Origin of the sequence: Bradyrhizobium sp. CCBAU 51753, from assembly GCF_015291565.1 — a bacterium.
Lineage (GTDB): Bacteria > Pseudomonadota > Alphaproteobacteria > Rhizobiales > Xanthobacteraceae > Bradyrhizobium > Bradyrhizobium ivorense.
Map to the genome: position 1 here is coordinate 2,992,831 of NZ_CP030037.1, position 26,623 is coordinate 3,019,453.

26 protein-coding genes are annotated in these 26,623 nt (G+C 65.1%); 14 read left to right on the plus strand and 12 right to left on the minus strand.

Annotated elements, in window-relative coordinates:
* Positions 1–10 precede the first annotated feature (10 nt).
* Entirely contained in the window at positions 11–688 is a 678-nt protein-coding gene (locus XH93_RS13370; protein ID WP_194473860.1) for a cysteine hydrolase family protein, read from the plus strand.
* Positions 689–812: 124 nt separating this feature from the next.
* On the opposite strand, the gene XH93_RS13375 is transcribed toward XH93_RS13370, so the two are convergent.
* The 4 genes from XH93_RS13375 to XH93_RS13390 form a co-directional block, all read right to left on the minus strand.
* Positions 813–1,637, minus strand: a complete 825-nt coding sequence (locus XH93_RS13375) for a carbohydrate ABC transporter permease (protein WP_172626774.1) — start codon at positions 1,635–1,637, stop codon at positions 813–815.
* A complete protein-coding gene (locus tag XH93_RS13380) occupies positions 1,634–2,569 on the minus strand; it encodes a carbohydrate ABC transporter permease (protein WP_194473861.1) in 936 nt (311 codons plus the stop codon). The genes XH93_RS13375 and XH93_RS13380 overlap by 4 nt, the downstream gene beginning before the upstream one ends.
* Positions 2,566–3,891, minus strand: coding sequence for a sugar ABC transporter substrate-binding protein (locus XH93_RS13385; protein WP_194473862.1), 1,326 nt, complete (start codon positions 3,889–3,891; stop codon positions 2,566–2,568). Before XH93_RS13385 ends, XH93_RS13380 begins: the two co-directional genes overlap by 4 nt.
* Before the next feature lie 184 nt (positions 3,892–4,075).
* Positions 4,076–4,930: a VOC family protein gene (locus XH93_RS13390; protein ID WP_194473863.1), complete on the minus strand. Its 855-nt coding sequence runs from the start codon at positions 4,928–4,930 to the stop codon at positions 4,076–4,078.
* Positions 4,931–5,059: 129 nt separating this feature from the next.
* Here XH93_RS13390 and XH93_RS13395 point away from each other — a divergent pair, with 129 nt between their 5' ends.
* The 3 genes from XH93_RS13395 to XH93_RS13405 all read left to right on the plus strand — a co-directional run bounded on the left by XH93_RS13395 (position 5,060) and on the right by XH93_RS13405 (position 8,994).
* Positions 5,060–6,361, plus strand: a complete 1,302-nt coding sequence (locus XH93_RS13395) for an FAD-binding oxidoreductase (RefSeq protein ID WP_194475135.1) — start codon at positions 5,060–5,062, stop codon at positions 6,359–6,361.
* 85 nt (positions 6,362–6,446) lie between these two features.
* Positions 6,447–7,634, plus strand: a complete 1,188-nt coding sequence (locus XH93_RS13400; RefSeq protein ID WP_194473864.1) for a 6-phosphofructokinase — start codon at positions 6,447–6,449, stop codon at positions 7,632–7,634.
* 214 nt (positions 7,635–7,848) lie between these two features.
* Positions 7,849–8,994, plus strand: a complete 1,146-nt coding sequence (locus XH93_RS13405; protein ID WP_139481674.1) for a fructose-1,6-bisphosphatase — start codon at positions 7,849–7,851, stop codon at positions 8,992–8,994.
* 16 nt (positions 8,995–9,010) lie between these two features.
* Here the strand turns inward: XH93_RS13405 and XH93_RS13410 are convergent, their stop codons facing one another.
* From XH93_RS13410 to XH93_RS13425, 4 genes are all read right to left on the minus strand, one after another.
* On the minus strand, positions 9,011–10,636 hold the full coding sequence (locus tag XH93_RS13410) for an ABC transporter ATP-binding protein (RefSeq protein WP_194473865.1): 1,626 nt from the start codon (positions 10,634–10,636) through the stop codon (positions 9,011–9,013).
* Positions 10,633–11,463, minus strand: coding sequence for an ABC transporter permease (locus XH93_RS13415; RefSeq protein ID WP_139481672.1), 831 nt, complete (start codon positions 11,461–11,463; stop codon positions 10,633–10,635). Before XH93_RS13415 ends, XH93_RS13410 begins: the two co-directional genes overlap by 4 nt.
* 2 nt (positions 11,464–11,465) lie before the next feature.
* Positions 11,466–12,443 (minus strand): ABC transporter permease, encoded by a 978-nt coding sequence (locus tag XH93_RS13420; protein WP_194473866.1) that lies wholly within the window; start codon positions 12,441–12,443, stop codon positions 11,466–11,468.
* A gap of 266 nt (positions 12,444–12,709) precedes the next feature.
* Positions 12,710–14,323, minus strand: a complete 1,614-nt coding sequence (locus tag XH93_RS13425) for an ABC transporter substrate-binding protein (protein ID WP_139481670.1) — start codon at positions 14,321–14,323, stop codon at positions 12,710–12,712.
* Between the two features lie 433 nt (positions 14,324–14,756).
* Between XH93_RS13425 and XH93_RS13430 the strand changes: the two genes are divergently transcribed.
* On the plus strand, positions 14,757–15,056 hold the full coding sequence (locus XH93_RS13430) for an HU family DNA-binding protein (RefSeq protein ID WP_139481669.1): 300 nt from the start codon (positions 14,757–14,759) through the stop codon (positions 15,054–15,056).
* A 134-nt stretch (positions 15,057–15,190) separates the two neighbouring features.
* Here the strand turns inward: XH93_RS13430 and XH93_RS13435 are convergent, their stop codons facing one another.
* Both XH93_RS13435 and XH93_RS13440 read right to left on the minus strand, forming a co-directional pair.
* Positions 15,191–15,970: an SDR family oxidoreductase gene (locus XH93_RS13435; protein ID WP_194473867.1), complete on the minus strand. Its 780-nt coding sequence runs from the start codon at positions 15,968–15,970 to the stop codon at positions 15,191–15,193.
* The gene (locus XH93_RS13440) at positions 15,955–16,092 is read right to left on the minus strand and encodes a hypothetical protein (RefSeq protein ID WP_194473868.1); all 138 of its coding nucleotides are present in this window, start codon (positions 16,090–16,092) and stop codon (positions 15,955–15,957) included. Before XH93_RS13440 ends, XH93_RS13435 begins: the two co-directional genes overlap by 16 nt.
* 40 nt (positions 16,093–16,132) lie before the next feature.
* Between XH93_RS13440 and XH93_RS13445 the strand changes: the two genes are divergently transcribed.
* Positions 16,133–17,086: a sulfonate ABC transporter substrate-binding protein gene (locus tag XH93_RS13445; protein ID WP_210340481.1), complete on the plus strand. Its 954-nt coding sequence runs from the start codon at positions 16,133–16,135 to the stop codon at positions 17,084–17,086.
* A 55-nt stretch (positions 17,087–17,141) separates the two neighbouring features.
* Here the strand turns inward: XH93_RS13445 and XH93_RS13450 are convergent, their stop codons facing one another.
* Positions 17,142–17,435: a hypothetical protein gene (locus XH93_RS13450; protein ID WP_210340482.1), complete on the minus strand. Its 294-nt coding sequence runs from the start codon at positions 17,433–17,435 to the stop codon at positions 17,142–17,144.
* Between the two features lie 277 nt (positions 17,436–17,712).
* The gene (locus tag XH93_RS13455) at positions 17,713–18,699 is read right to left on the minus strand and encodes an ABC transporter substrate-binding protein (protein WP_194473870.1); all 987 of its coding nucleotides are present in this window, start codon (positions 18,697–18,699) and stop codon (positions 17,713–17,715) included.
* Positions 18,700–18,762: 63 nt separating this feature from the next.
* Here XH93_RS13455 and XH93_RS13460 point away from each other — a divergent pair, with 63 nt between their 5' ends.
* The 8 genes from XH93_RS13460 to XH93_RS13495 all read left to right on the plus strand — a co-directional run bounded on the left by XH93_RS13460 (position 18,763) and on the right by XH93_RS13495 (position 26,457).
* Complete coding sequence (locus XH93_RS13460) at positions 18,763–19,017, plus strand: hypothetical protein (RefSeq protein WP_139864663.1); 255 nt, start codon at positions 18,763–18,765, stop codon at positions 19,015–19,017.
* Between the two features lie 151 nt (positions 19,018–19,168).
* Positions 19,169–20,266: an ABC transporter substrate-binding protein gene (locus XH93_RS13465; protein ID WP_371814998.1), complete on the plus strand. Its 1,098-nt coding sequence runs from the start codon at positions 19,169–19,171 to the stop codon at positions 20,264–20,266.
* Complete coding sequence (locus tag XH93_RS13470; protein WP_194473872.1) at positions 20,244–21,254, plus strand: ABC transporter permease; 1,011 nt, start codon at positions 20,244–20,246, stop codon at positions 21,252–21,254. The genes XH93_RS13465 and XH93_RS13470 overlap by 23 nt, the downstream gene beginning before the upstream one ends.
* Positions 21,248–22,057 carry an ABC transporter ATP-binding protein gene (locus XH93_RS13475; RefSeq protein ID WP_194473873.1) on the plus strand — a complete coding sequence of 270 codons (810 nt, stop codon included), beginning with the start codon at positions 21,248–21,250 and terminating at the stop codon, positions 22,055–22,057. The genes XH93_RS13470 and XH93_RS13475 overlap by 7 nt, the downstream gene beginning before the upstream one ends.
* Positions 22,051–23,223, plus strand: a complete 1,173-nt coding sequence (locus tag XH93_RS13480; RefSeq protein WP_194473874.1) for an acyl-CoA dehydrogenase family protein — start codon at positions 22,051–22,053, stop codon at positions 23,221–23,223. The genes XH93_RS13475 and XH93_RS13480 overlap by 7 nt, the downstream gene beginning before the upstream one ends.
* 30 nt (positions 23,224–23,253) lie before the next feature.
* Positions 23,254–24,348 (plus strand): LLM class flavin-dependent oxidoreductase, encoded by a 1,095-nt coding sequence (locus tag XH93_RS13485; protein ID WP_194473875.1) that lies wholly within the window; start codon positions 23,254–23,256, stop codon positions 24,346–24,348.
* A complete protein-coding gene (locus XH93_RS13490) occupies positions 24,345–25,283 on the plus strand; it encodes an ABC transporter substrate-binding protein (RefSeq protein WP_194473876.1) in 939 nt (312 codons plus the stop codon). Before XH93_RS13485 ends, XH93_RS13490 begins: the two co-directional genes overlap by 4 nt.
* 328 nt (positions 25,284–25,611) lie before the next feature.
* Positions 25,612–26,457, plus strand: a complete 846-nt coding sequence (locus tag XH93_RS13495) for a CmcJ/NvfI family oxidoreductase (RefSeq protein ID WP_139481658.1) — start codon at positions 25,612–25,614, stop codon at positions 26,455–26,457.
* Positions 26,458–26,623 lie beyond the last annotated feature (166 nt).

Sequence of the window (26,623 nt, forward strand, 5' to 3'; positions counted from 1 at the left end):
GGGGGGTGTGATGACGATCTCAAGCGGCACGATCGCGGCGGAGCCGGAGCCGATTACGCTCGACTGGAGCCGGACCGCGCTCGTCATCATCGACATGCAGCGCGATTTTCTCGAGCCCGGCGGCTTCGGCGAGACGCTCGGCAATGACGTCAGCCAGCTTGCCCGCGCGGTGCAGCCGATCGCCGCGGTGCTGGCGATGGCGCGCGGTCACGACATGCTCGTGATCCACACCCGCGAGGGCCATCTGCCTGACCTCTCCGACGCCCCGCCCGCGAAAGTCGAACGCGGTGCACCGTCCCTGCGGATCGGCGACCCCGGGCCGATGGGACGAATTTTGATCCGCGGCGAGGCGGGGCACGACATCATCCCCGCGCTCTATCCGCTCGAGAGCGAGATCGTGATCGACAAGCCCGGCAAGGGCGCGTTCTACGCCACCGAATTCGGCGACATCCTGCAGAAATACGGCATCGAGAACCTCTTGGTCTGCGGCGTCACCACCGAGGTCTGCGTCAACACCACGGTGCGCGAGGCCAACGACCGCGGCTATCGCTGCGTCGTGATCTCTGACGGCTGCGCCTCCTACTTCCCGGAATTCCACGAGATGGGCCTGAAGATGATCAAGGCCCAGGGCGGGATTTTCGGCTGGGTCACCGACTCGGCCGCGGTGCTGAAGGCGCTCGGGGCATAAGCATAACGGATCGCAGTGTTCCGTGGTTTCGCCCGTCATTGCGAGGCGCAAAGCGACGAAGCAATCCATGCCTCCACTTGCGGAGCTATGGATTGCTTCGCTTCGCTCGCAATGACGGGATTCGCTAACCGCCCTTCACCGCGCCCGCCGTCAGCCCGGCGACGATCTGCCGCTGCGCCATCACGGTGAGCAGCAGCACCGGCGCGGTGACGATCAGCGCGGCGGCGGCGAGCGGGCCCCAGCTCAGCTGGTCGAACGAGATCATGTTGTAGACCGCGACCGGCAGGGTGCGGGTCTCGCGCCCGGCCAGCACGATGCCGAACACGAAATTGTTCCAGGAGAAGATCACTGCGAGGATGAAGGCGACCGCGAGCCCGGGCCTCGCGATCGGCAGCGCGACATGGCGGAATACCTGCCAGCGCGTGGCACCGTCGATCAGCGCCGCTTCCTCGAGCTCGAGCGGCGTGGTCTCGAAATAGCCGATCATGATCCAGATCACGATCGGCACCGTGACCACGAGATGGATGATGATCTGCGGCACCAAGGTGCCGAGCAGCCCGAGCCACTGGAACAGCAGGAACAGCGGGATCAGGTAGGACAGGCCCGGCGTGATGCGCGCGATCAGGATCACGACCGCGGATTTATGCGCCGCCATCCGCGCGATGCCGTAGCCCGCGGGCACGCCGACCAGCATCGCAAGGCCGGTGGCGGCGCCGGTGACGATCAGGCTGTTCATGAAATAAGTCAGGAAGCGATTGGAGGCGAATACGTCGGCGTAGTTCTTCCAGGCAAAGTGCTCCGGGATGAACACCGGCGGATAGGCAGCGTTGTCGACCTCGAACTTCAGCGACAGCGAGGCCATCCAGAGAAAGAACAGGATCGCCGGCGAGACGATCACGAGCACCGACAGCCACAGCCCGATCTGGCCAACAATCTGACGCAGGCTCATGCGCCGGCTCCGAGCTCTGATGTCCACAGCATGCGCTTGCGCAAATACAGCAGCAGCGCGGCCAGCGCGACGATCAAAAGGAAGAACACGACTGCGATCGCCGAACCGTAGCCGAGGTCGTAATAGACGAAGGCGACGCTGTAGAGATAGACGTTGATGGTCTCCGACGCCGAGCCGGGACCGCCCTGGGTGATCGCGAAGATGATGTCAAAGCTCTTCACTGCGTCGATCATGCGGATCATGCCGGCGATGAACAGGAACGGCATGATCAGCGGCAGCGTGATGAAGCGGAACACCTGCCAGAAGCTGGCGCCGTCGATCTGCGCGCTCTCGTAGGGCTCGGTCGGGATCGCAGCTAAGCCGCCGAGCACGATCAGCATCACCAGCGGCGTCCATTGCCAGGTCTCGACCAGCACCAGCGACGGGATGACGGTGGTCGGATTGAACACCCAGAGCTGCGGCGGCAGGCCGGCCAGCGACAGCAGATAGTTCAGCACGCCGAGCTGCGGGTGGAACATCATGGTCCAGACCAGCGCGATCGCCACGGGCGTCGCCATCATCGGCATGATGAAGATGCCGCGCAGAAAGCCGCGCGCGGCAAATTTCTGGTGAAACACGATCGCCGCCAGCGTGCCGAGGATCAGCGGCAGCAGCACCGACAGCGCGGTGTAGACCAGCGTATGGCCGACCGCCTCGACGAAGCGCGGATCGGTGGGCAGCCGCAGATAATTGGACAGGCCAACGAAGGTGATCGGCGAGCCCACCTTCCATTCGTTGAGGCTCATCCAGATCGTGAACAACCACGGGAAGATGATCACCGCCAGCACCACGACGAGTGCCGGGATCACGAACGGCCAGTAGGACGGCGGACGCCATTCACGTTCCGGCGCGGCGCGTTGCGCGACTGCCGGAGCTTCTGTCACCACACTCACGCTTTTTCGCTGCGCTCCAGGATCGGGCGATACTGCTCGTGCGCCTTCTTCAGCTCGGTGGCAGGATCGGCGCCCGACAGGGTCGATGTCAGCGCGGCACCGACGATGTCGCGGAATTCGGCGACCGGGATCACGACGGGCAGGCCGAGCTTGGAGATCTTTGCGGAATCGACCACCGATTGCAGCCATTCCTTCGGCATCTTCACGCCCTGCTGCACCTCGGGATCGTTCAATATCGAATTGCGGAACGGGACGCCGCCGCCGGCCTGCAACAGCCGCGCGCCCTGCTTCTTCGAGACCACCCATTGGCAAAGCAGATAGGCGGCTTCCTTGTTCTTGCTGGCCGCGGCAATGCCGATGCCGTCGCCATAGGTCGCCGAATATTGGCCCTTCGGTCCGGCCGGCACCACGGTGTAGCCGACCTTGCCGACGACGCGCGAGGCCGCCGGGTCTTCCAATGGCGGCGCCCAGCCGACGCCGTCGATCCACATCGCCGAGCGGCCCTGCGTGAACGAGGCCATCGACTCCATCCAATTGAAGCCGGCGACGCCGGGCGGCGCGACCTTGGTCAGCAGCGTCTGATAGAGCTTTGTTGCGGCGATCGCCTCGGGCCCGTCGGTCAGGATGTTGCCCTTGCTGTCGAGGAATTCGCCGCCATAGTTGAGATAGAAGTTGGTCCACAGCGTCATGTTGGCGTTGCGCAGGCCGCGCCCGACGAAGCCGAAGGTGCCGTCCTTGGCATCGGTAAGCTTTTCCGCGGCCGCGACCATCTCGTCGAGCGTCTTCGGCACCGCGACGCCCTTCTTCTGGAACAGCTCCTTGTTGTAGTAGAGGATGAAGTAATCCACCGACCACGGCAGCGACAGCATCTGCCCCTTGTCGTTCTTGGCGTATTGCAGCCCGGCCGCGGAAAAGTCGCTCTCGACGAGGTCGGCCGCGGTCAGCGTCGGATCCTTCATGTAAGCAGACATGTCGGCGAGCCAGCCGGCCTTCTCGAACTGCCGCTTCTGCACGTGGTAGCTGAGGTGGATGACGTCGAAGCTCGGCTTGCCCGAGGCGAGCTCGATCACCGCCTTCTGGCGCTGCTGCTGCTCGGGGATCTGCTCCGACTCGACCTTGATGCCGGTCAGCTCGGTGAATTCCTTGATGTATTTTTGCAGATTGTCGCCGCGCGGCCCCTTGGCCAGGATCACCTCGAGCGTGGTGCCGGAATATTTCTTCCAGTTCACCTCGGCGCGGGCCGGAGACCCGGTCAATGCAAGCGCGCCTGTGGCGGCCGTGCCGGCCAGCATCTGGCGGCGCGAGATCAGGTGATGCGACATCGTTCTCTCCCTGGACGGTTCTTGTTTGGGAGAGATACTAGAGCATCATCCGGAAAAGTGAAAACCGGTTTTCCAGACCGATGCTGCATCAAGCGATGCAGCAAGAACATCGATGCGATTCGCGACCGCATCGATGTCGCAAGTTCGTCGGTATGGCCCTGCGCGGCGTTGCAGGCCGGGGCCGCTATGCCTTGACGAAGGCGAGCAGGGTGCCGTTGCCGGCCGCCGGCGGCACGCAGATGCTGCTGCCGCTCTTGACGCCGGTCACGCCCAGTGCTTGCTCCGTCTTGGCCAGATCGGCCGCGATCACGAGGCCGGCGCCGCCGCGATTGGGCAGCCCGTCCAGTGACACGCCGGGGTAGCGTTTGCCGAGTTGGTCCTTGCTCAGGAACACGAAGTCGGCGCGGTCGCCGCCCGACGGCACCGCGATTGCGCCGTCGGCTTCATTCCGCACGGCGATGTCGATCATCTTGGCGAGATGCGCCGCATCGGTGGCCGCATCGGGCGAGACGATCAACACCTGCTTGAGGCGTTTCGCCCCATTGGCGTGGGTCATCAGCTCGGGGATCCACACCGTCTCGCGGGTCTTGTGCTGGCAGGCGAAGATGCGGACGCCGCCGGGCGCTTCGGCGGTCGGCCACTGGAAGGTGCGGAATTTTGCCGCGGAGACGGTGCCATCAGGCAGCGTCACCGGGCGCTCGAAGTCGGTCGGGCCGACCGGCGTGTAGCCGCGGGCGCGGATCTCTTCGGCGCCGGCGGCCGAATCCACCGCGGTGAATGCGATCCGCTCGATGCCTTCGCCGCGCTTCTCCAGAAACGACCGTGCCGGCGCATTATGTTCGGTCGGCGTCAGCACGCCGAGCAATTCCATGTAGTCGGGATCGAACATGATGGTGTAGTTGCCCGATCCCATATGCGCGCTGTGGGTGCCGCGCGGCGACACGGTGAAGCCGAGCCGCTTGTAGTTCTCGGCGGCCTTGTCGAGGTCCTTCACCATGACCACGGCGTGGTCGATTCCGATGACGTTCTTGAGTGCCACTTCTTGTCTTCCCGGCTGGAATAAGGAAACTTGTTTGAGCATGATCTTTTCGGAAAACCGCTACGCAATTTTCCAGATCATGCTTTAAAGCTAAGCAGAACGATCAGGCGCCCGCAAGAAAGGATCATGATGAGCAGCAATGCCGTGCGCTGGCCCGAGTCGCTCTGGGCCGCGGTGACGCCTACAGGCCCCGATTGCCCCGAGTTGGCCGGCGCGCAACAGGCCGATGTCGTCATCATCGGCGGCGGCTTTACCGGGCTGTCGACCGCGCTGCATCTGCGCGAGGCCAATGTCGACGTTGCCATCGTCGAGGCCGCCGAGCCGGGCTGGGGCGCCTCCGGCCGCAACAACGGGCAGGTGATCCCGACGCTGTCGCGGCCCGATCCCGAGGACATCATCGCCAGGCACGGCGCGGCCGGCGAGCGCTTTGTCGCGATGCTGCGCGACAGCGCTTCGACGCTGTTCGACATCGTGCGTCGCTACAACATCGACGCCGAGCAGGAGCAGGCCGGCTGGGTGCAGCCGGTACATTCGCCGGGCCGTATCAAGATCGCGGAGCGGCGGGTGCGGCAATGGTCGAAATTCGGCGCGCCGGTGGAATTGCTGTCGCGTGAGCAGGTCGGCGACATGCTCGGCTCGAATGCCTGGTACGGCGGCTTCTGGAACAGGAGCGGCGGTCACATCAATCCGCTGGCGCTGGCGCGCGGCCTCGCGCACACCGTCATCGGCCTCGGCGCGCGCATCTATGCCCGCTCGCCGGCGCTGAGCTTTGAGCGCCGTGGCGACCGCTGGGTGGTGAAGACCGCGAACGGCGAAATTGCCGGCCGCGCGCTGGTGGTCGCCACCAACGCTTATAGCGGCGAGTTCGCCAAATCGCTGGTGCCGGAGATCGCGACCGAGGTGATGCCGGTGCTGTCGTGGCAGATGTCGACGCAGCCGTTGTCGGACAATGTCCGCAAGACCATCATCCCCGGCCGGCAGGCGATGTCGGACACCCATGGCGAGCTCTACTTCGCGCGCTACGACGCCCGCAACCGCCTCGTCACCGGTGGTGCGGTGCTCGGCCCCGGCAACAAGGTCGAGCGGATCAAGGCCCGCGTGACCGAGCGGCTGCAGCGGCTGTGGCCGCAGATCGGCGATGTCTCGTTCGACTATGTCTGGAACGGCTATGTCGGGATGACCACGGATTTCCTGCCGCGCATGCACCGGCTCGGGCCGAACGCCTATGGCTGGACCGGCTGCAACGGCCGCGCCGTTGCGCTGACCATGCCGCTCGGCCGCGAGCTCGCGAAGGCGGTGGAGGGCGTGCCGGACAGCGAGCTGGCGCTGCCGTTCACCGATCCGGTGACGATCCCGGCGCACGGCCTGATGCGCAAGCTGGCGCCGCTGATGCTCCTGGTCTACCGTCGCCGCGATGCGCGGGAAATCTAGAGCAAGAAGGGGCGCCGGCGGATAGCCTACGGAACCCGCAACCTGACGCTGGCGTTATGCGACATACCAATCCTGGGAGGTGGGCATGGCGAGGAAGCGCATTGGTATTCTCACCGGAGGCGGTGACGTTCCCGGCCTCAATGCTGTGATCAAGAGTGTGACTTATCGCGGCAGCGAGGACGACATTGAGGTTGTCGGTCTCCGCCGTGGTTGGGAGGCCCTCACGCACGTGAACCTCGACGACCCGGCCAGCAAGTCTCACTACGTCATCCCGCTGAACCGCGAAAACACGCGCATCATCGACCGGCGCGGCGGCACCGTGCTGCACTCGAGTCGCACCAATCCCTCCAAAATGAAGAAGCTGCCCAATCATCTCGTGGGGCAGGACTTTCCAGTTTCCCAGAGTACCAAGGACGGGATCGCAACCAAGACGTGGGACCTCACGGACAAGGTGCTGGCGAACCTCGCAGGGCTCGGCATCGAGCATCTGATCGCGATCGGCGGCGACGATACGCTCAGCTATGCTGACAAGCTGAATAGACTTGGCGTCAAGATCATTGCCATCCCGAAGACGATGGACAACGACGTCCGCAACACCGAGTACTGCATCGGTTTCTCGACCGCGATCACCCGCGCCAGCGAAGCCATCCAACGGCAGCGCACCACTGTCGGCTCGCACGAGCGAATTGGCATTTTCCGCATCTTTGGCCGCGATGCCGGGTTTACGGCATTTTACACCGCCTACGCGACCTCGATCCGATGCGCCATACCAGAGTACAAGGTCAACCTCGACAAGTTGATCCAGCTTCTCGTCGAGGACAAGCGCGGCAACCCAAGCAACTACGCGCTTATCGTGCTCAGCGAGGGCGCCGAGTGGGAGGGTTACAAGGTGCAGGAATACGGCGATCCCGACGCCTACGGGCACCGCAGGAAGGCGAGCGTGGCCGAAGCATTCGCCGACGAGATCAAGCGGCGCTCCGGCGAGGAGACCATCGTCTCTGACCTCACCTACGATCTGCGATCGGGCGATCCGGATTTCATCGACAAGCTTGTCGCGCTGACGTTCGGCAACTTGGCCTACGATGCGATCCTGGAAGGCAAAACGGGTCTGATGTCGGCGCTGGTCGAGGGCCGCTACGACCTCGTGCCGATACCTGATGCCAGGCTTGGGCCGCGCAAATTGGATGTTGCCTCCGCGTACAACACGGAGCGCTATCGGCCTCTCTACTCCAACAAGCGGGGGCTGCCGATTTTTCTCAACCGCGCTTCATAGGGCGGGTGGTAACCCCATCGAGCATCACGAGTTATTTCAGATGCGTCGATAGCCCGTATCGACAGTCGGTGACGGAGGGGCCATAGTTCCGCAAGCAATTTGCGCAGGGAACCTGTCGCAACACACGACGTTCTTTTAGCAAATGAGCGCGCCGTCGCCCCCGGCGCAGCGAGCGCCGAGGCGAAGGCGCTGCGCTGCGGTCGGAGGGATGCTCATGAAACTCACCATTTCGGTCATCAAGGCTGACATTGGCTCCGTTGGGGGCCACACGAAACCATCTGCGCGCATGATGGCGGCTGTCGAAGGGGAGGTCGCGAAAGCGATCGACAACGGTCTCCTGATCGACGGGTTCGTGCGCCATACCGGCGACGACATTGCGATCATCATGACGCACACGCGGGGCGAAGGGAGCTCCGAAGTCCACCAATTCGCCTGGAAGACGTTTCTCGCGGCCACTGCGGTTGCGAAGACCTCCGGGCTCTACGGCGCCGGCCAGGATCTTCTCGTCGACGCCCCTTCCGGAAACGTTCGCGGCGCGGGCCCGGCCGTCGCCGAACTCAGCTTCGACCACAGCCTCGCGGGCGCGAGACCCGCGGAGTCCTTCATGGTGTTCGCCGCAGACAAATGCGGCCCCGGCGCCTACAACCTGCCGCTCTATCTGGCTTTTGCCGATCCCATGTATTGCGCCGGGCTGATGCTGCCCCCGATGATCAAGGGCTTCCGTTTCCATATCATCGATATGGACAACACGGCCGGCGACAGCGTGATCGAACTCGATGCGCCCGCGGACGGCTACCACATTGCGGCGCTGCTTCGCGACAACGAGCGCTTCGGCATTGATCGCATCGTCTCAAAAACCTATGGCGAGGTCGCCGTCGCCGTTTCGGCGCAGCGTCTTCACTCCATCGCAGGCAAGTACACCGGCAAGGATGATCCGGTCGCGGTCGTCAGGAACCAGGGCATTTTCGCGGCGCCCGAAGAAATCATCTCGCCCTTCGCCAAGGCGCACTTCGTGGGCGGCGATGCGCGCGGCTCGCATGTGATGCCGCTCATGCCGGTGCCGCTCAACACCCCGGTGACCGGGATGTACTGCCTGCCGATCGTGTCCTGCGTCGGCTTCTCGATCGACCGGGACGGGAAGTTCTCGGAGTCCTATACCGATTTCTTTGACAACCTTGCGTGGGACGAGGTTCGCCAGCGCGCGCAGCGCAAGGCGATCGAGATGCGCAGCCAGGGCTGGTCCGGCGCTGCGATGCTGCCCTATTCAGAGCTGGAATATGGCGGCTTCCGCGACACGGTATCCGGATTGCTGAAGCGCTTCCGGCTGCGCGAGGAGCCCAAGCCACAAGCGGCGGAGTAGGGCCGCGCGTGCCCGGCTACACGGTTGCGGTGCCGTGCTCGCGCGCGAACGCGCCGCCGGGGATCGCCGACAGCAGCGCCTGCGTATAGGGATGCTGCGGCTTGCCGAATACCTCGGCGGTCAGCCCTTGCTCGACCACGGCGCCATCCTTCATCACGGCGACGAGATCGCAGATCTGGGCGGCGACGCGCAGATCATGGGTGATGAAGATGATGGAGAGGCCGAGCTGCTGCCGCAGCCCGGCGAGCAGGTTCAGCACCTGCGCCTGCACTGAGACGTCGAGCGCCGAGACCGGCTCGTCGGCGACCAGCACGTCGGGCTTCAGCGCCAGTGCCCGCGCCAGCCCGATGCGCTGGCGCTGGCCGCCGGAAAATTCGTGCGGAAAACGGTCGCCGGCGGATGGATCGAGCCCGACCAGCTCGAACAGCTTTCGCGCGTCCGCGATCGCGGTGGCGCGGTCGGTGCCGTGCACGATCGGCCCCTGCGCCACCAGCTCGGCCGCCTTGCGGCGCGGGTTGAGCGAGGCGAACGGATCCTGGAACACCATCTGGATGTGGCGAGTCTCGCCGCGCACTTCATCGCGCGTGAGCTTGGCCCAGTCCTTGCCGTCGAGCAGGATCGATCCGGCGTCGGGATCGATCAGCCGCACGATGCAGCGCGCCAGCGTCGATTTGCCCGACCCGGACTCGCCGACGATGCCGAGCGTCGCGCCACGCGGCAGTTGCAGCGAGACATTCTTCACCGCGTCCGTGACTCGCGCGCCGCGGCCGAGGAAGCCGCCGGTGCGGTAGGTTTTTGAGACGCCGTCGATGGTCAGGATGCTCTTGCCGGAGAGCAGCCGCGGCGGCGGTGCATTCAGCGGCGGAACGGCGGCGATCAGCTGTTTTGTATAACTGTGCTGCGGATCGTTCAGCACCTTCTCCGCCGCGCCCTGTTCGACGATCACGCCGTGCTGCATCACCACCACGCGGTCGGCGATCTCGGCGACCACGCCGAAATCGTGGGTGATGAACAGCACCGCCGTCTTCTTGCGCTGCTGCAGATCGCGGATCAGTTTCAAGATCTGCGCCTGCGTGGTGACGTCGAGCGCGGTGGTCGGCTCGTCCGCGATCAGCAGCTTCGGATCGAGCGCCAGCGCCATCGCGATCATGGCGCGCTGGCGCTGGCCGCCGGAGAGCTCGTGCGGATAGGCCTTTGCCGCGGCCTTCGGATCGGGAATCCGGACGTCCTCGAGCAGCGCCTGCACCCGTGCCGCGATCTCGGCCTTCGAGAGTTGTGTGTGGATCGCAAACATCTCGCCGATCTGGTCGCCGATGGTGCGCAGCGGATTGAGCGCCGTCATCGGCTCCTGAAAAATCATCGCGATGCCGGCGCCGCGGACCTCGCGCATCTCGCCCGGATCGGCAGCGCAGAGGTCGCGGCCGCCGAACATCATCCGGCCCCGTTGGATGCTCACTTCGTTCGGCAACAGCCGCATGATGGTGTTGGCCATCATCGACTTGCCGGAGCCGGATTCGCCGACCACGCAGAGGATCTCGTTGGAAGCGATCGACAGCGAGACATCGGACAGCGCGTGCGGCCGGTCGGCGCCTCTCGGCAGGCGCACGGTCAAGGCGTCGAGCGAAAGGACGGTGTCGCTCATCGGCTCTTCAGCCTCGGATTGAGCGCATCGTTGAGGCCCTGGCCGACCAGCGAGACCGCGAGCACGGTGACGAGGATCGCGATGCCGGGGATCGCCGAGACATACCACTGCACGCGGAGCACGTCGCGGCCGAGCCCGATCAGATTGCCCCAGGAGGCGACGTTGGGATCGGATAGCCGCAGGAAGGCCAGCGCGCTTTCCAGGAGGATCGCGACCGCCATCACCACGCTGGCATAGACGATGACCGGCGGCAGCGCGTTGGGCAGGATCTCGCCGAGGATCAGCTGCACGTCCCGCATGCCGAGGGTCTTGCCGGCCTGGACGAATTCGCGGTTGCGCAGCGACAGGAACTCGGCGCGGGTCAGCCGCGCCGGCGCCGGCCACGACACCACGCCGACCGCGATCGTCACCGTGGTCAGGGTCGAGCCGAACACCGCGACCAGCACCAGCAGCAGCACGAAGTTCGGCAAGGTCTGGAACGCCTCGGTGATCCGCATCAGGACGTTGTCGACCCAGCCGCCGTAATAGCCGGCGAAGGCGCCGACCAGGATGCCGATCAGGATCGCGATCGCGGTGGCGACGCCGCCGATCAAGAGCGAAATCCGCGCGCCGTAGAAGATCTGCGCGGCGATGTCGCGTCCGGAATTGTCGGTGCCGAGCAGGAAGCGCGGATTGGAGAATGGCCAGATCAGCGGCCGTCCCGCCAGCGCCAGCGGATCGCGCGGGTAGAGCAAGCCGGCGCTGACCGCCATCGCGATCACCAGCAGCAGCAGGATCAGGCCGATCACGGCGGCCGGGCTGCGGAAGTAGCGCTTCATTGCGTCCATGGTCAGCCCTCCGCCGCGATGCGCGGATCGAGCCGCGCGTAGAGCAGGTCGACGACGAAGTTCACGGTGATGACGAGCAGCGCCGAGACGAACACGATGCCGAGCAGGGTGTTGAGGTCGCGCTGCACCACGGATTCATAGGCGAGCCGGCCGAGACCCGGCAGCGAGAACACGCTTTCGACCACGACGGAGCCGCCGAGCATGGTGCCGGCCTGCAGCCCGATCAGCGTCACCATCGGCAAGAGCGCATTTCGCAGCACATGGCGGGTGATGACGTGGGTCTCGTCCAGTCCCTTGGCGCGGGCGGTGCGGACAAAGTCGAGATTGAGCACCTCCAGCATCGAGGCGCGCATGATGCGCAGGTAAATCGCGAGGAAGATCAGCCCGAGCGTCAGCGTCGGCAGCACCAGATGGGCGGCGATGTCGAGCGCGCGCCAGATTCCGGTCTGCACCGTGCCGATGTCCTCGAAGCCGCCCGGCGGCAGCCATTGCAGATAGACCGAGAACACCACGATCGCCATCAGGCCGAACCAGAACGAGGGCGTGGCGTAGAAGATCAGGCCGAGCGTTGAGATCAGCGTATCCGGCCAGCGGTTGACGCCGCGCGATGCGATCACGCCGAACACCAGGCCGAAGAAGAACGCGAACGACAGCGAGGCGGTCATCAGCAGGATGGTCGGCGGCAGCCGTTCCAGGATCACGGTCGCCACCGGCTTGCCGTAGATCGAGGAGAAGCCGAGGTCGAGCCGCACCAGCCGCCACAGGTAATTGGCGAGCTGCGCAGGAACCGAGAGGTCAAGCCCGTAGAACTCGCGCAGCTGTTTTGCGGTCGCGGCATCGCCGCCGCCCATCTGCGCCATCAGCGCGTCGACGGTGTCGCCCGGCGCCAGCTGCAGCAGCAGGAACACGCCGATCAGGATCAGGAACAGGGTCGGGATCGAGGCGGCCAGCCGCCGCCCCGCAAGGCTCAGGATGCGCATCGGTTATCTATAGCGGTTTCGAACGAAGTGGACACCGGTTCGGATCAGATTGGCGCTGGCCGCACAATCACCTCTCCCCGCCTGCGGGGAGAGGTCGGATCGCATCGCAAGATGCGATCCGGGTGAGGGGGTACAGGTCCATCGATGGATCGATCTCGCGGAGAGAGCCCCTCACCCCGACCCTCTAAGAGCGAGCTTCGCTCGTCTCGACCCCGTGAAGAACGGGGAGAGGGGGAAGGAGACACCGCCGTGAGCGTCAGATCGCCTCACGCGGAAAGCCAGAGATCGTGCCAGCTGGTCGAGCCCCAGCGCGGGGTGTTGGAGTGGTTGCGCGCCTTGGCCGTGATCACGGTGACGAAGATCTGCTCGATCGGCATCCAGACCGGCAGCTCGGTGTTCACCTCCTTGACGAACTCGGCATAGAGCGCCTTGCGCTTGACCGGGTCAAGCTCGGTGAGGGCATTGTCGATGGTGCCGTCGACGGTCTTGTCCTCCCAGCCCCACTGGTTGGTCCAGGGCGCCCCCTTGGGCTGGCCGGAGCGGTACCACACCGTGGTCGAGACCGCGGGATCGTTGCGGTACTGGTGCCAGCCGGTGGCGAGGTCGAAGGCGTGCTCGTCATAGACCTGCTTGAGGAAGCCGCCGCCGTCGTTGCGCACGATGTCGACCTGGATGCCGACTTCTCCCAGCGACTGCTGGATGAAGGTCGACCACAGCGAGATGTCCTCGCCCCACGGCGCCGGCAGCAGCTTTAGCGTGAAGCGGTTGCCGCCGGAGGCCTTGAAGCCAGCCTCGTCGAGCAGCGCGATCGCCTTGGCTTTGTCGTAAGGGTATTGCGGCGTGTTCGGCCCGGGATAAAAGTCGGTCGAGATCGAGGGGATCGGCCCGGTGCCGAGTTTTGCAAAGTCGCCGAGGAAGTTGTCGATGAAGAACGGCACGTTGATCGCGTGCGCGATGGCGCGGCGGACGCGGATGTCGGACAATTCCTTGCGGCGGAAGTTGAACTCGATGGTGTTGGTGCGGGCGTTGCCCTCATTGCCCTTGGTCGAGACGACGAAGCGCTTGTCCTTGGAAAGCCGCGCCATGTCCGAGATGGTCAGCCCGGAGAACGGGCTATAATGCAGCTCGCCGGCCTCCATCTGCGCCGCCGCGGCCGCGCGGTCGGTGATCACCTTCCAGACGATGCGATCGAGATAGGGCGCGTTCGGCCGCCAGTAATCCGGGTTGCGGTCGGCAATGATGTACTGCCCGCGCTCATATTTGACGAATTTGAACGGGCCGGTGCCGACCGGGGCGAGGTTGGTCGGGTTCTGCCTGATGTCGCCGCTCTCATAGAGATGCTTGGCGGAGACGTAGCCGAGGTCGGGCAGGGCGCGCAGCAACAGGTTCAGCGGCATCGGCCGCTCGTAGCGGAAGATCGCGGTCTGCGGATCGGGCGTGTCGACCGCGGTCAGGAACAGCTGCAGGGTCGATCCGTAGTTGAGGATCTTCTTCCACATGTTCATCGCGGTGAAGGCGACGTCATCAGAGGTGAACGGCTTGCCGTCGTGCCAGGTGACGCCCTTGCGCAGCTTGAAGGTGACGGTCTTGCCGTCAGGCGCAGCCTCCCAGCTCTCGGCGAGCACGCCGACCGGCTGGCCGTTGGCGTCGAGGTCGACCAGGTTCTCCTGAATCTTGCCGCCGATGATGTAGACGCCGGTGGAGGCCTGGATGCTCGGATTGAGCTGGCGCTGCTCGGCGCCGTAATGGACGTTGAACACGCCGCCCTTGCGCGGAGCCTCCTGCGCAAAAGCCCGCATCGGATTGATGACGTTGGCCGCGATCGCGGCCGAGGTCAAAAGGGCGGTGCGGCGGTTGATCTCGAGGCGGGTCAAATCCATACGCTGGTCTCCAAAGCTACATCAACGCTTACATAAGCGGCCCGCCGGCTGGCGGCGGGCGGGCTTCGGCCGATGTTACCTTGGATTGGGAACCCGAGTCATTTTCTAATGGCTCGGCCTTTTGGACGATCGTTTTCGAAACCTGAAGTGGCGTAGCGCGCCGCTGCGCAACTCGCATTGCGCCTGCGCGCGACCGCGCACCTCTCGTCGGCTAGCGCATCTTGATTCGCTCCAGAGCGCATTTCCCGCAGGCCGCGAGGCGCGCAAACCCTGTAATTTCAGGGGTCGGAAGTGCCTTGACTTGGAAAAACCGCGAAAAAAGTGCTGATTCGGGGGCTTTCCACAGCGATATTGCTGTGGGGAGTGCAGAAAACCCTGTTTTTTTCGGCGTTTTCCGCCATATCGTGCCAACTCCAGAATCAATGGAGCAACCATGGCTACCCAATTGTCGAAGTCGCAAGTGATCGAGAAGATCGCGACCACCACCGAACTTTCCAAGCGCGACGTCAAGAACGTCTTGGACTCACTGGTCGATGTCGGCCACAAGGAGCTGAAGAAGAGCGGGGTGTTCCTCGTCCCCGGCTTCGCCAAGTTCGTCGTGGTCAAGAAGCCTGCGACCAAGGCGCGCAAGGGCACCAACCCCTTCACGGGCGAAGAGATGATGTTCAAGGCCAAGCCGGCCCGGAAGATCGTCCGCGCCCGGCCGGTCAAGGCCGCCAAGGACGCGGTTTAAGATCGAAAGGCCTCCGGTGACGGAGGCCTTTTGCTTTTGAGCGACGACTTGCGTGGTCACATCGCAAGCTGGGCGGGCTCCCTCTCCCCGCGTGCGCGGAGAGGTGAAGGAAGCCGCACCCTATGTGGCGTCGCTCAGACCACCGGCGATCGGCCGCCATCGACATTGATGGCGGTGCCGGTGATGTAGGAGCCTTGCTCGGAGGCGAGCAGGCAGGCGAGGTTGGCGAATTCTTCCGCCGTGCCGATGCGGCCGAGCGGCGTGCCCTTGGCGAGGCCCTTCGCGAACTCCTCGAAATCCGTGTTCGGCGCCGTGGCGGCGTGGCGCTTGACCCATTGATCGCTCATGATCAGGCCGACCAAGAGCGCATTCACCAGGATGTTGTGCTCGCCGCCTTCGTTGGCCATCACCTTGGTCAGCGCCATGCCGGCCGCGCGCGACACCGAGGTCGGCGCCGAGTTGCCCGCCGGCGCCTTGGCGAAGGTGTTGAGCACGTTGATGATGCGGCCCCATTTGCGCTGCTTCATGCCGCCCCAGACCAGCCGGCTGAAGCGGATTGCCGCGAACAGTTTGAGGTCAAAATCCTCCTGCCAGGCCTCGTCGCTGATGTTCTCGAACGCCAGCGTGCGCGCCGTGCCGGCATTGTTGACGAGCACGTCGATCTTGCCGAAATCGGCGACGATCCTGTCGTGGGCGGTCTTGATGTCGGCCGCCTTCGAGACGTCGCAGACATAATCGCGCACCGCGAGCTCGTCTTTGGCGAGCGCCTCGCGCGCCGCGGCGAGGTCGGCGGCGCCACGGGCGAGGATCGCGACCTTGGCGCCGGACTCGGCAAACCGCCGCGCCACCGCGATCCCGATGCCCTTGCTGCCGCCGGTCACCACCGCGACGCGGTCCTTCATTGATAGTTGCATGGTTCTCTCTCCCTGTTGTCGTTGCGGGCGGCGAAGAAATTCTTCCGCACCGATGCTGCGTGAAACGCTTGAGCCGGAAACCGTCGATCTTTGAAATTGCTGCGATCGGCAAAATCAAACACGCTTTCTCATCCTTACTGTCTTTCGAAGGGGAAAGCGAGCATGCGAAATTGGCTGGGTCGAGGTCTCGCGCTGGCGATCGCCGGCTTGCTCGCAGGATGGAACGCGCTGCCATCCGCGCAAGCCAGGGACAAAGTGTTTCGCGTCGCATTCCAGAAGGGCGGCGGCAATCTGATCTTTCTCAAGGAGCGCGGCATTCTCGAGCAGAAGCTGGCACCGCTCGGCTGGACCGTAAGCTGGAACGAATTCCAGGCCGGTCCGCAACTGCTCGAATCCCTGAACATCGGTGCGGCCGATTTCGGCCCGGTGGGCGAGGCGCCGCCGATCTTCGCGCAGGCCGCCGGCGCCAGCATCGTCTACGCCGGATACGAGCCGGCCTCGCCCCGCAACGAGGCGATCATCGTTCCCAAGGACAGCCCGATCAAGACGATTGCTGACCTGCGCAAGAAGCGCGTCGCGCTGAACAAGGGATCGAACGTCAACTACTTCCTGGTACGCGCGCTGGAGGCCAACGGCCTGACCTATCAGGATGTCGAGCCGGTCTATCTCGCGCCGGCGGATGCGCGGGCGGCGTTCGAACGCGGCGCGGTGGATGCCTGGGTGATCTGGGATCCCTATTATGCCGCAGCCGAAATCGGTCTCGGCGCCCGCAGCGTCGCGGATGCGACCGGACTTGCCGCCAACGTCTCCTTCTACATCGCCGCGCGCGCGATCGCGGAGGAGAACCCGAAGGTGCTGACCACAGTGCTGGCGGCGATCGACGAGATCGATGTCTGGATCAGGGACAATCGCAAGCAGTACGCCGCCGAGCTCAGCCCGAAGATCGGCCTTCCCGCCGACATCATCGAACGCTCGGTCAACCGTGCCGAGCTTGGCGCCCGTCGGGTGGATGCCGCCGTGCTCGCCGAGCAGCAGAAGATCGCCGACGTCTTCACCCGCCTCAAACTGATCCCGAAGGCGATCAACGTCTTCGATGCGGAATGGAAGACGGAGTGAACCGTCGCCTTCTTAAGGCGGCGGTCCGTTCCGAAGCCTTGACACGTGCAGTTCGCTAGGGCTCGTTCGTCTCGTCGGGCAGTTCCGCGACCAGAAAGCGACCGGAGCCGTCGGCAAGCTCGTCGGCCAGGCCGCGATAGAGCGCGGCCTCCGCGGTCGTGGCGACGCGGATGCGGGCGTGCTCGCACCATTCAGATGCGCGGCGCCGGCGCAGGAAATCATCAAGCGCAGCGGCGAGCCATGGTGCCTGGAGCAGCGCCTGCGCCTGCGCCAGGCTCGCCGCCTCGAACGCGAATGCGGCGGCCTGGCGAGTCTCCACCACAAACACTGATCGTCGTGCGTATGCCATGACGGGTGAACCTAGAGCGAAATCATCACCAGCAGCGTCATGCAGGCCAGATGCGCGGCGACGATCAGTGCAAGATGGAGCGGACCGGACATGGGCGTCTCCGTGTTGCGCGGTGAGGTGAGCACCGCTCGTTGGCTCCCTCACCCTGAAAGGGGGAGGGTGGGGTGGGGGTAACTCTCCGCGAGCGCTGGTGTTGGTGGAGGCATGATCCCCACCCGGTCTGCGCTTTCGCGCAGCCCGACCTCCCCTTTTCAAGGGGAGGTTAGAGGCCGCGCCGTCAGTTCAGGCTTGCGCTCGCGGTAAAGCTGCGGTCGACCGCCTTGCTGACATCCAGCGTCTTGCCGAGGATGCCGTAGCGCGTCGCGCGGTCGGAGGCGGCCTGCACCTCCTTCACCACGGCTTCATCGATCGCGATCGGGCTGGTTTTTTGGGCAGTGTAGGCGGCGAGCAGCACGTCCTCCGGCAGTTTTGTCAGTTCCGCGGTGCTCTTCGCGTATTCGGCGAGATGATCCAGCGACCACAGCCGCGCCTTGTTCAACCGCTGCACCAGGTCCTGCACCGCCGCGCGCTTGGTCGCGATTGCATTGTCGGAGGCGACGATGAAGGTGATGGTCGGCGTCAGGCCCTCGCCGTCGGCGACGATGCGCGCCTTGTCCTTCAGCGTCGCGTAGGAGATGTAGGGCTCCCACACCGCCCAAGCGTCGATCGAGCCGGCGACGAGTGCGATCTTGGCGTCGACCGGGCCGAGCGGCGCGAAGGTCGCGTCGTCGATCTTGTGGCCGGCCTTCTCCAGCGTTGCGTCGATCAGGAACTGGCCCCAGCCGCCGCGGGTGCCGGCGAGCCGCTTGCCCTTGAGGTCGGCCGCCGTCCTAATCGATGAATCGCCGCGCACCAGGATCGCCTGCGTACGCGCGTCGGAGCGCGTGCCGCCGATGGCCTTGATCGGTGCGCCCGATGCATAGACCGTGAGGAACGACAGGTCGCCGGTATAGCCGACGTCGAGCGCTCCGGCGTTGATTGCTTCGAGGATCGGCGCCGCTGCTGGGAATTCCGACCATTCGATCTTGTAAGGCAGGTCCTTGGCGAGACCGGAAATCTCCAGCAGCGAGCGGTTGCCGCCCTTCTGGTCGCCGACCTTCAGCACGACGGCGTCAGCCGCCAACGCTGTGACAGACGTCGACAGCGCGATCGCGGCCGCGATCAGCACGGCCGTGGTGCGGCGGGTGAGGGAATGGGAGGAGCCCGAGCGGGCGAGTTTGCGCATGTCCATTTTCTTTCTGATTCATTCGCTGCCCGGCAACAAGCGCGTCAGCGTCCGATCAGGTTGATGAGCAAACGGTTCGCCGTCAACGAAACGGAAAACTGTATTGCCGTGCCGGCGAGCAACGACGATCTCGTCCGGCGTAGCGTTTGTAGAAGACCTGATGCGGACGACCGCAGAGCGCTCAGATTTGATGCAACGACAACCGCTGCGTCGCGAGTCTGCGCGCTGACATCGGCAAAAATCCTTTCGTCGTCGCGCGATGTGTTCGTGGTGAGAAACGCTGTCGCGCCGACAACATTCGAAATTCCATTTCATTGACGATGAACCTGCCGCGCCGCATCATTTGCGCGTTGCTTGGTGCAATAGCGCCGGAGAAATCCGCTTTTTCTGGACCATGAGCTTTGGACGGCGGTGCGCGCAGACGGAGGCATTTGCGCGCGGGGCGGAGCCTTGCCGAAATGCAGGAGTGATGATGTCTACTGACAACAAGAAGACGGTGATGGATCGCCGCACATTGCTGCGCGCGGGCGCCGCCGCGGCCTTTGCGGCGCCGATCGGGGCTTACGGTGCGCAGGCCTTCACGCCGCGCGCAATCGCGCCGGCGATCGACTTCTCGGAATTCCCGATCTGCAAGACCGCCTCTGATGCGCCGCCGCTGACCGGCGCACCGCGCAAGCTGAAACTGTCGTGGAACGCGGGCGCGGTCTGCCTCGCGCCGCTGCCGGTCGCGATCGATCACGGCTTCTTCCAGAAGCAGAACCTCGACGTCGAGCTGGTCAACTGTTCCGGCTCGACCGATCAGCTGCTGGAGGCGATCGCCACCGGCAAGAGCGACGCCGGCCTCGGCATGGCGCTGCGCTGGCTCAAGCCGCTGGAGCAGGGTTTTGATGTCAAGATCGCCGCCGGCACCCATGGCGGCTGCATGCGGGTGCTGACCCGGACCAATTCCGGCGTCGGCAAGCTCGCCGACCTCAAGGGCAAGATCGTCGCGGTCGGCGATCTCGCCGGGCCCGACAAGAACTTCTTCTCGATCCAGCTGTCCAAGCTCGGCATCGATCCGGTCAGGGATGTCGACTGGCGCGCCTATCCCGGCAATCTGCTCAACGTCGCGGTCGAGAAGGGCGAAGTGCAGGCGTTCCTGTCATCGGATCCGCTGGCCTATCTCTGGCTGAAGGATCCGCAATACAAGGAGGTCGCCTCCAATCTCGACGGCGAGTATCGCGACAAGAGCTGCTGCATCGTCGGCCTGCGCGGCAGTTTGGTACGGGAAGAACCTCACGTCGCGCGCGCCATCACCCAGGCGCTGCTCGATGCTGCGATGTTCACCGCGCAGAATCCGGACAAGGCGGCAAAATCGTTCCAGCCCTATGCGCCGAAGGCGGCGAGCCTCGCCGACCTCGAGGCGATGGCGCGCTACCACACCCATCACCATCATCCGACCGGCGCGGTGCTCAAGAGCGAGCTGAAGGGCTACGCCGACGATTTGAAATCGGTCCAGGTGTTCAAGACGAGCACCGACACGGCCAAATTCGCGGAGCGGATCTATGTCGACGTATTCAGTGTCTGACACGACGGCGCCGCGCACAGCGGCGTCGTTCATCAATTTGCGCGATGGCAGCTACGGTGTGGGTCTCGCCGCGAGCCTGGCCTGGCTTGCCTTCGGGCTGTCATGCCTGTACTGGCCCGATGTCGGCGACTGGTCGCGGACCGAGTCGCTCGGCATCGGCGCGATCGTGATCGCGGCGTTCATCCTGTTCGGCACGGTCAGCGCGGACTACCTCGGCGGTGCCGGGCAGGCGTTGCGCAAGCGGGCGCCGTGGCTGGTCGCGTTCGGCGCCTTCGTCACGGTGTGGGAGGTCGCCACCGCAAAATTCGCCTGGCTGCCGCTGCCGTTCTTCCCGCCGCCGCAGGCGATCCTCGAGGTCTATACCGACGACCTGCCAAAGCTGCTCGACAGCGTGTTCGCCTCGGTCAAGCTGCAACTCGGCGGCTATCTCATCGGCGCGACGGTCGGTTTCGTCACCGGCGTCTCGATCGGCTGGTCGCAGAGGGTCGGCTACTGGGTGCATCCGGTGCTGCGCTTCATCGGCCCGCTGCCGGCCACCGCCTGGCTGCCGATCGCCTTCTTCACCTTTCCGTCGAGCTGGAGCGCCTCGACCTTCCTGATCGCGCTCGCCACCGGTTTTCCGGTCACGGTGTTGACCTGGTCCGGTGTCGCGAGCGTCAGCAGCGCCTATTACGACGTCGCGCGCACGCTCGGCGCAAAGCCGTCGTTCCTGGTGCTGAAGGTCGCGATCCCCGCTGCGCTGCCGCATGTGTTCGTCGGGCTGTTCATGGGGCTCGGCTCGTCTTTTGCCGTGCTTGTCGTCGCCGAGATGATCGGCGTCAAGGCTGGGCTCGGCTGGTACCTGCAATGGGCGCAGGGCTGGGCCGCCTATGCCAACATGTATGCGGCACTGATCGTGATGTCGCTGCTCTGCTCCGGCGCGATCACCTTGCTGTTCCGCACCCGCGATCGCCTGCTGGTCTGGCAGAAGGGAACAGTCAAATGGTAGCGCAGGCCACAGCTCTAGCCACAGCCGAAGCGATCACCTATCCCGCCGTCGGCGCCGAGCTCGATATCGAGGGCATCAGCCACGCCTTCGACATCGACGGCGCTGATCTGCCGGTGCTCGACAACGTCAACCTCGCGATCGCGCCCGGCGAGTTCGTCGCGCTGCTCGGCCCATCCGGCTGCGGCAAGTCGACTTTGCTGCGGCTGGTGGCCGGGCTGGAGAAGCCGCGCAGCGGCGTGCTGCGCGAGGACGAGGCACGCATCACCGGCCCGCATCCGTCGCGCGTCGTCGTGTTCCAGGATCCGACGCTGTTTCCGTGGCGCTCGGTCTGGGACAATGTCGCGCTCGGGCTGGAGGCGCAGGGCATCTTGAAGGCGCAGCGGCACCGGGTCGATGATGTCATCGAGCTGGTCGGCCTGGCCTCGTTCCGCAACGCCTATCCGCACCAGCTCTCCGGCGGCATGGCGCAGCGCGTGGCGCTGGCGCGCGCGCTGGTCAACGATCCAAAAATCCTGGTGCTCGACGAGCCGCTCGGCAAGCTCGACTCGCTGACCCGGATCGCGATGCAGTCCGAGCTCGTTGCGCTGTGGCAGCGCAAGGGCTTTACCACGTTGCTGGTCACTCACGATGTCGAGGAGGCGCTGGTGCTCGCCAATCGCGTCATCGTGCTCTCCGACCGCCCGGCGCGGATCAAGGCCGACATCGCGGTCGCGCGGCCGTATCCTCGGCATCGCGGCGACCCTTATCTGGCCGAGCTGCGCAAGCAGATCCTCGGCCTGCTCGGACTGGAGGCGACATGGTGATCACCGTAGCCAAGGAGCTGCCGCCGGCCTACGAGCCGGAGCACATCGCGCGCGCCCTCAAGCTCGCCGATGTCATCGCCGCGCGTGCGCCGGCGCATGACCGCGACGCCAGCTTCCCGTTCGAGAATTTCGCCGATCTGGCGCGCGAGGGGCTGCTGGCGCTGACGGTGCCGGCGGCGCTCGGCGGCATCGGGGCGGGCGCCCGCGACGCCGCGCGGGTGCTCGGCATCATCGGCAAGGCCGATCCATCGACCGCGCTGGTGCTGTCGATGCACTACATCCAGCACCTGGTGATGGCGCGCAGCACGCGCTGGCCCGGCCGGCTCTCGCGCAAGCTCGCGAAGGAGACGGTCGAGGGCGTGGCGCTGATCAACGCGCTCCGGGTCGAGCCCGAGCTCGGCTCGCCGGCGCGCGGCGGCCTGCCGGCGACGACAGCGCGGCGCACCGCGACCGGCTGGCGGCTCTCCGGCAAGAAGATCTATTCGACCGGCGCGCCGATCCTGAAATGGTACGCGGTCTGGGCCAGGACCGACGAGCCGGAGACCCGTGTCGGACTGTTTCTGGTCCCGGCCGGATTGCCGGGAACGCGGATCGAGGAGAGCTGGGACCATCTCGGCCTGCGCGCCAGCGGCAGCCACACCGTGGTCTTCGACGACGTGGTGTTCCCGCTTGATTCCGAGATCGACGTCCGCAAGCCCGACGACTGGAAGGTTCCGGACTTCACGCAAAGCACCGTGCACGCGATCTTCGTCGCCGCGATCTATGACGGCGTCGCCCGCGCGGCGCGCGACTGGCTGGTCAACTTCCTGCAGGAGCGGGTGCCGGCCAATCTCGGCGCGCCGCTGGCGAGCCTGCCGCGGGTGCAGGAGGTGGTCGGCGGTATCGAGGCGCGCCTTGCCGTCAACGCGCGCCTGATCGAGAGCTTTGCCTCCGATTTCGATGACGGCTTCCAGCTCACCGCGATCGAGTCTAACATCATCAAGCTGACCGTGACCAACAACGCCGTCAAAGCGGTGGAGGACGCCTTGCAGCTCGCCAGCAACCACGGCCTGTCGCGAACCAATCCGCTGGAGCGGCATTATCGCGACGTGCTGTGCGGCCGCGTCCACACCCCGCAGGACGATTCCACCCGTGTCTCCGCCGGACGCCTGGCGCTGGGCGTCTGAAACAACAGCCAAACAACAACGGAGTTTTTCATGTCGGTCGAGTTCATCGGCTTCATCACCAACAACAATTCGTCCGAGACCATCGTCCGATCAGGTCCGGTGCTCGACCCGCCCTATATCGAGACGGTCGCCAAGGCCCATGAGCTCGCCGGCTTCGACCGCGCGCTGCTCGCGTTCCATTCGACCACGCCCGATGCGTTGCAGGTCGCACAGCACGTGCTGACCATCACCAAGACGCTCAAGGTAATGATCGCGCAGCGCCCGGGGTTCACCGCGCCGACGCTGCTGGCGCGCCAGCTCGCGACGCTGGACCAGCTCTATGGCGGCCGTGTCTCGCTGCACGTCATCACCGGCGGCAACGCCATCGAGCTGCGCCAGGACGGCAACACGCTCGACGACAAGGACGAGCGCTACGCCCGCACCGAGGAATTTTTGGACATCGTGCGGCTGGAATGGACCAGCGAAAAGCCGTTCAGCTACAGCGGCAAGTATTACAACGTCGAGAACGGATTCTCGCAGGTGAAGCCGTTGCAGAAGGGCGGCATCTACACCTTCGTCGGCGGCGGTTCGGATGCCGCGGTCGAGGTCGCCGGCAAGCATGCCGACACCTTTGCGCTGTGGGGCGAATCCTACGCCCAGGTGCGTGACGTCACGGCGCGGGTGCGCGCCGCGGCGGCCAAGCATGGCCGTCCGACGCCGCGCTTCAGCCTGTCGGTGCGGCCGATCCTTGCCGACACCGAGGAGAAGGCGTGGAAGAAGGCAGATGCGATCCTCGAGCGCGCCACCGCGCTGCAGGACAAGACCGGCTACCGCCGGCCCAACCACGCCACCGACGGCGCCAAGCGGCTGCTGGCGCTGGCCGATCAAGGCACGCGCATCGACAAGCGGTTGTGGACCGAGATCGCAAAGCTCACCGGCGCCAACAGCAACACCACTGCGCTGGTCGGCACGCCCGAGCAGGTCGCCGAGGTGTTCGGCGATTACTACGATCTCGGCATCAGCCACTTCCTGATCCGCGGCTTCGATCCGCTGGTCGATGCGATCGACTACGGCCGCGAGCTGATCCCGCTGACGCGCAAGCTGATCGCCGCGCGCGACGAGCAGCGCGGGATTGCCGCGGAATGATCCGGCTTGTTGTCGCGGCGGCGCTTGCGCTCGCCGCTCTCGACGTCGCCGCCGCGCAGACGCTGCGCGTCGGCGACCAGAAGGGCAATTCGCAGGCCGTGATGGAAGCGGCCGGCGTGCTGAAGGACGTCCCTTACAGGATCGAATGGAAGGAGTTTGCCGCGGCGGCGCCGCTGCTGGAAGCGCTGGGGGCGGGCGCAATCGACACCGGCCTGGTCGGCGATGCACCGTTCACCTTTGCCGCCGCCGCGAAGATTCCGGTCAAGGCGATTGCCGCGGTCAGGCAGTCGCGCGCGGGCCTTGCGATCGTGGTGCCGGAAAACTCCGCGATCAGGAGCTTTGACGACCTGCGCGGCAAGAAGATCGCGACCGGCCGCGGCTCGATCGGCCACCAGCTGATCCTGGCGGCGCTGGAGGCGCGCGGCTGGCAGGCGAGCGACGTGCAGATCGTGTTCCTCGCACCGTCGGACGCCAAGGTCGCCTATACGCAAGGCTCGGTCGACGCCTGGTCGACCTGGGAGCCCTATGTCAGCCAGGAGGAGGTGCTGTTCAAGTCACGCCTCGTGATCACGGCCGACGGCCTCACGCCGGGCCTTGGTTTTCAGGTGGCGACGCCTGATGCGATCAAGGACAAGCGCGCGCAGCTCGAGGATTTCGTGCGCCGGTTGGCGGCCGCGCGCGCGTGGTCGCAGAGCAATGTCGAGAGCTATGCCGCGACCTGGGGCAAGCTGATGAACATCCCGCCGGCGGTGCCGCTGAACTGGCTGACGCGGGCAAAGATCCGCATCGCGCCGATCGACGACGACGTGGTCGCCGACGAGCAGAAAACCATCGACCTCTACGACCGCTGGGGCCTGATCCGGCAGAAGGTGAACGCGGCGGAGATCGTCGACCGCTCGTTCGGCGCGGCGATCGAACAGGGCGCCGGGCTGTAGCTTCGAGCCACTGAACCTTCCCCGTCATTGCGAGCAAAGCGAAGCAATCCATCGAGCCGCATATGCGGAGGGATGGATTGCTTCGTCGCTACCGCTCCTCGCAATGACGGGGGCGGGGTCTCGCATGAAGGCACGACCGACTGCGACCTGCGACTAACGAAACCGTGATCCCAAAAATATCCATTCGTCGGCGCGCGGAAGCCCGGCAAGGATTTTCTCCATTCCCGACCCGCCAAAACCGCAACGTTGCTATTTTCGCCGCGGCCTTGCCGCTCTCTTCCGCGCCGCCAAAATCAAGCAGACGAACAATCGAGTCCGGGAGATCACCATGGGCCTTCAAGAAACTCGCATCGAGTCGTTGCCGTTTGTTACCGCCGAACTCAACTATCTCGCGCCGACGCCGGGCAAGCCGCGCACCTACGCCTTCGATCCACCGCCAGGCGAACCCAAATCCACCGCGCTGCCCGAACCCCACAACGTTCCGATCTTCGACGGGCGCCTGATCGCCGAAAACTTCTCGCTCGATCGCGAGGGTTTTGCCCTGGTCAAGCATCCGACCTTCGTCAAGGATTTCTACGACGACAACGAAGTCCGCAAGGTCTACTACCCCGCGGTCGAGGCGTTCCTGAAGGCGACGCTGAAGGCTGATCGCGTCCTGATCTTCGATCACACCGTGCGCAAGCGCGTTGACGGTGCAGCAGACATCCGCGGCGCCGGTCCGCGCCAGCCCGCGACCCGCGTCCATGTCGACCAGACCGACGTCTCCGGCCGCAACCGCGTGTTCGAGCATCTGCCTGACGAGGCCGAAGAGCTGGTCAAGGGCCGCGTCCAGGTGATCAATCTGTGGCGCCCGATCCGCGGTCCGCTGCGCGATTCACCGCTGGCGATGGCCGACGGCACTACCGTGGCGCCGGAGGATCTCGTCGCCTCCGACCTGATCTATCCGAACCGCAGCGGCGAGACCTATTCGGTGAAGTACAACCCGAACCATCGCTGGTTTTACATTCCCGAGATGACGCCGGACGAGGCGATCCTGCTGAAATGCTACGACTCGGCGACCGATGGCCGCACCCGGTTTGGACCGCACACTGCGTTCGTCGATCCGACCACACCGGCCGATGCCGCACCGCGCGAGAGCATCGAGCTGCGCACGCTGGTGTTCCATAAGCGTTAGAAGTCACCTCGCCCCGCTTGCGGGGAGAGGTCGGATTGCATCGCAGATGCGATCCGGGTGAGGGGGAGCCTCCGCGCGTCGAACTGTCACCATTTTTGCTGAGACAGCCCCTCACCCAACCCTCTCAGAGCGAGCTTCGCTCGTCTCGACCCCGTGAAGAACGGGG

What these genes read in the sequence shown, in the direction of transcription:
- XH93_RS13370 (WP_194473860.1), top strand. Translation starts at nt 11, where the DNA reads ATGACGATCTCAAGCGGCACGATCGCGGCGGAGCCGGAGCCGATTACG.
- XH93_RS13375 (WP_172626774.1), bottom strand. Translation starts at nt 1,637, where the DNA reads ATGAGCCTGCGTCAGATTGTTGGCCAGATCGGGCTGTGGCTGTCGGTG.
- XH93_RS13385 (WP_194473862.1), bottom strand. Translation starts at nt 3,891, where the DNA reads ATGTCGCATCACCTGATCTCGCGCCGCCAGATGCTGGCCGGCACGGCC.
- XH93_RS13395 (WP_194475135.1), top strand. Translation starts at nt 5,060, where the DNA reads ATGAGCAGCAATGCCGTGCGCTGGCCCGAGTCGCTCTGGGCCGCGGTG.
- XH93_RS13400 (WP_194473864.1), top strand. Translation starts at nt 6,447, where the DNA reads ATGGCGAGGAAGCGCATTGGTATTCTCACCGGAGGCGGTGACGTTCCC.
- XH93_RS13405 (WP_139481674.1), top strand. Translation starts at nt 7,849, where the DNA reads ATGAAACTCACCATTTCGGTCATCAAGGCTGACATTGGCTCCGTTGGG.
- XH93_RS13410 (WP_194473865.1), bottom strand. Translation starts at nt 10,636, where the DNA reads ATGAGCGACACCGTCCTTTCGCTCGACGCCTTGACCGTGCGCCTGCCG.
- XH93_RS13415 (WP_139481672.1), bottom strand. Translation starts at nt 11,463, where the DNA reads ATGGACGCAATGAAGCGCTACTTCCGCAGCCCGGCCGCCGTGATCGGC.
- XH93_RS13420 (WP_194473866.1), bottom strand. Translation starts at nt 12,443, where the DNA reads ATGCGCATCCTGAGCCTTGCGGGGCGGCGGCTGGCCGCCTCGATCCCG.
- XH93_RS13425 (WP_139481670.1), bottom strand. Translation starts at nt 14,323, where the DNA reads ATGGATTTGACCCGCCTCGAGATCAACCGCCGCACCGCCCTTTTGACC.
- XH93_RS13430 (WP_139481669.1), top strand. Translation starts at nt 14,757, where the DNA reads ATGGCTACCCAATTGTCGAAGTCGCAAGTGATCGAGAAGATCGCGACC.
- XH93_RS13435 (WP_194473867.1), bottom strand. Translation starts at nt 15,970, where the DNA reads ATGCAACTATCAATGAAGGACCGCGTCGCGGTGGTGACCGGCGGCAGC.
- XH93_RS13445 (WP_210340481.1), top strand. Translation starts at nt 16,133, where the DNA reads ATGCGAAATTGGCTGGGTCGAGGTCTCGCGCTGGCGATCGCCGGCTTG.
- XH93_RS13450 (WP_210340482.1), bottom strand. Translation starts at nt 17,435, where the DNA reads ATGGCATACGCACGACGATCAGTGTTTGTGGTGGAGACTCGCCAGGCC.
- XH93_RS13455 (WP_194473870.1), bottom strand. Translation starts at nt 18,699, where the DNA reads ATGCGCAAACTCGCCCGCTCGGGCTCCTCCCATTCCCTCACCCGCCGC.
- XH93_RS13460 (WP_139864663.1), top strand. Translation starts at nt 18,763, where the DNA reads ATGAGCAAACGGTTCGCCGTCAACGAAACGGAAAACTGTATTGCCGTG.
- XH93_RS13465 (WP_371814998.1), top strand. Translation starts at nt 19,169, where the DNA reads ATGATGTCTACTGACAACAAGAAGACGGTGATGGATCGCCGCACATTG.
- XH93_RS13470 (WP_194473872.1), top strand. Translation starts at nt 20,244, where the DNA reads ATGTCGACGTATTCAGTGTCTGACACGACGGCGCCGCGCACAGCGGCG.
- XH93_RS13475 (WP_194473873.1), top strand. Translation starts at nt 21,248, where the DNA reads ATGGTAGCGCAGGCCACAGCTCTAGCCACAGCCGAAGCGATCACCTAT.
- XH93_RS13480 (WP_194473874.1), top strand. Translation starts at nt 22,051, where the DNA reads ATGGTGATCACCGTAGCCAAGGAGCTGCCGCCGGCCTACGAGCCGGAG.
- XH93_RS13485 (WP_194473875.1), top strand. Translation starts at nt 23,254, where the DNA reads ATGTCGGTCGAGTTCATCGGCTTCATCACCAACAACAATTCGTCCGAG.
- XH93_RS13490 (WP_194473876.1), top strand. Translation starts at nt 24,345, where the DNA reads ATGATCCGGCTTGTTGTCGCGGCGGCGCTTGCGCTCGCCGCTCTCGAC.
- XH93_RS13495 (WP_139481658.1), top strand. Translation starts at nt 25,612, where the DNA reads ATGGGCCTTCAAGAAACTCGCATCGAGTCGTTGCCGTTTGTTACCGCC.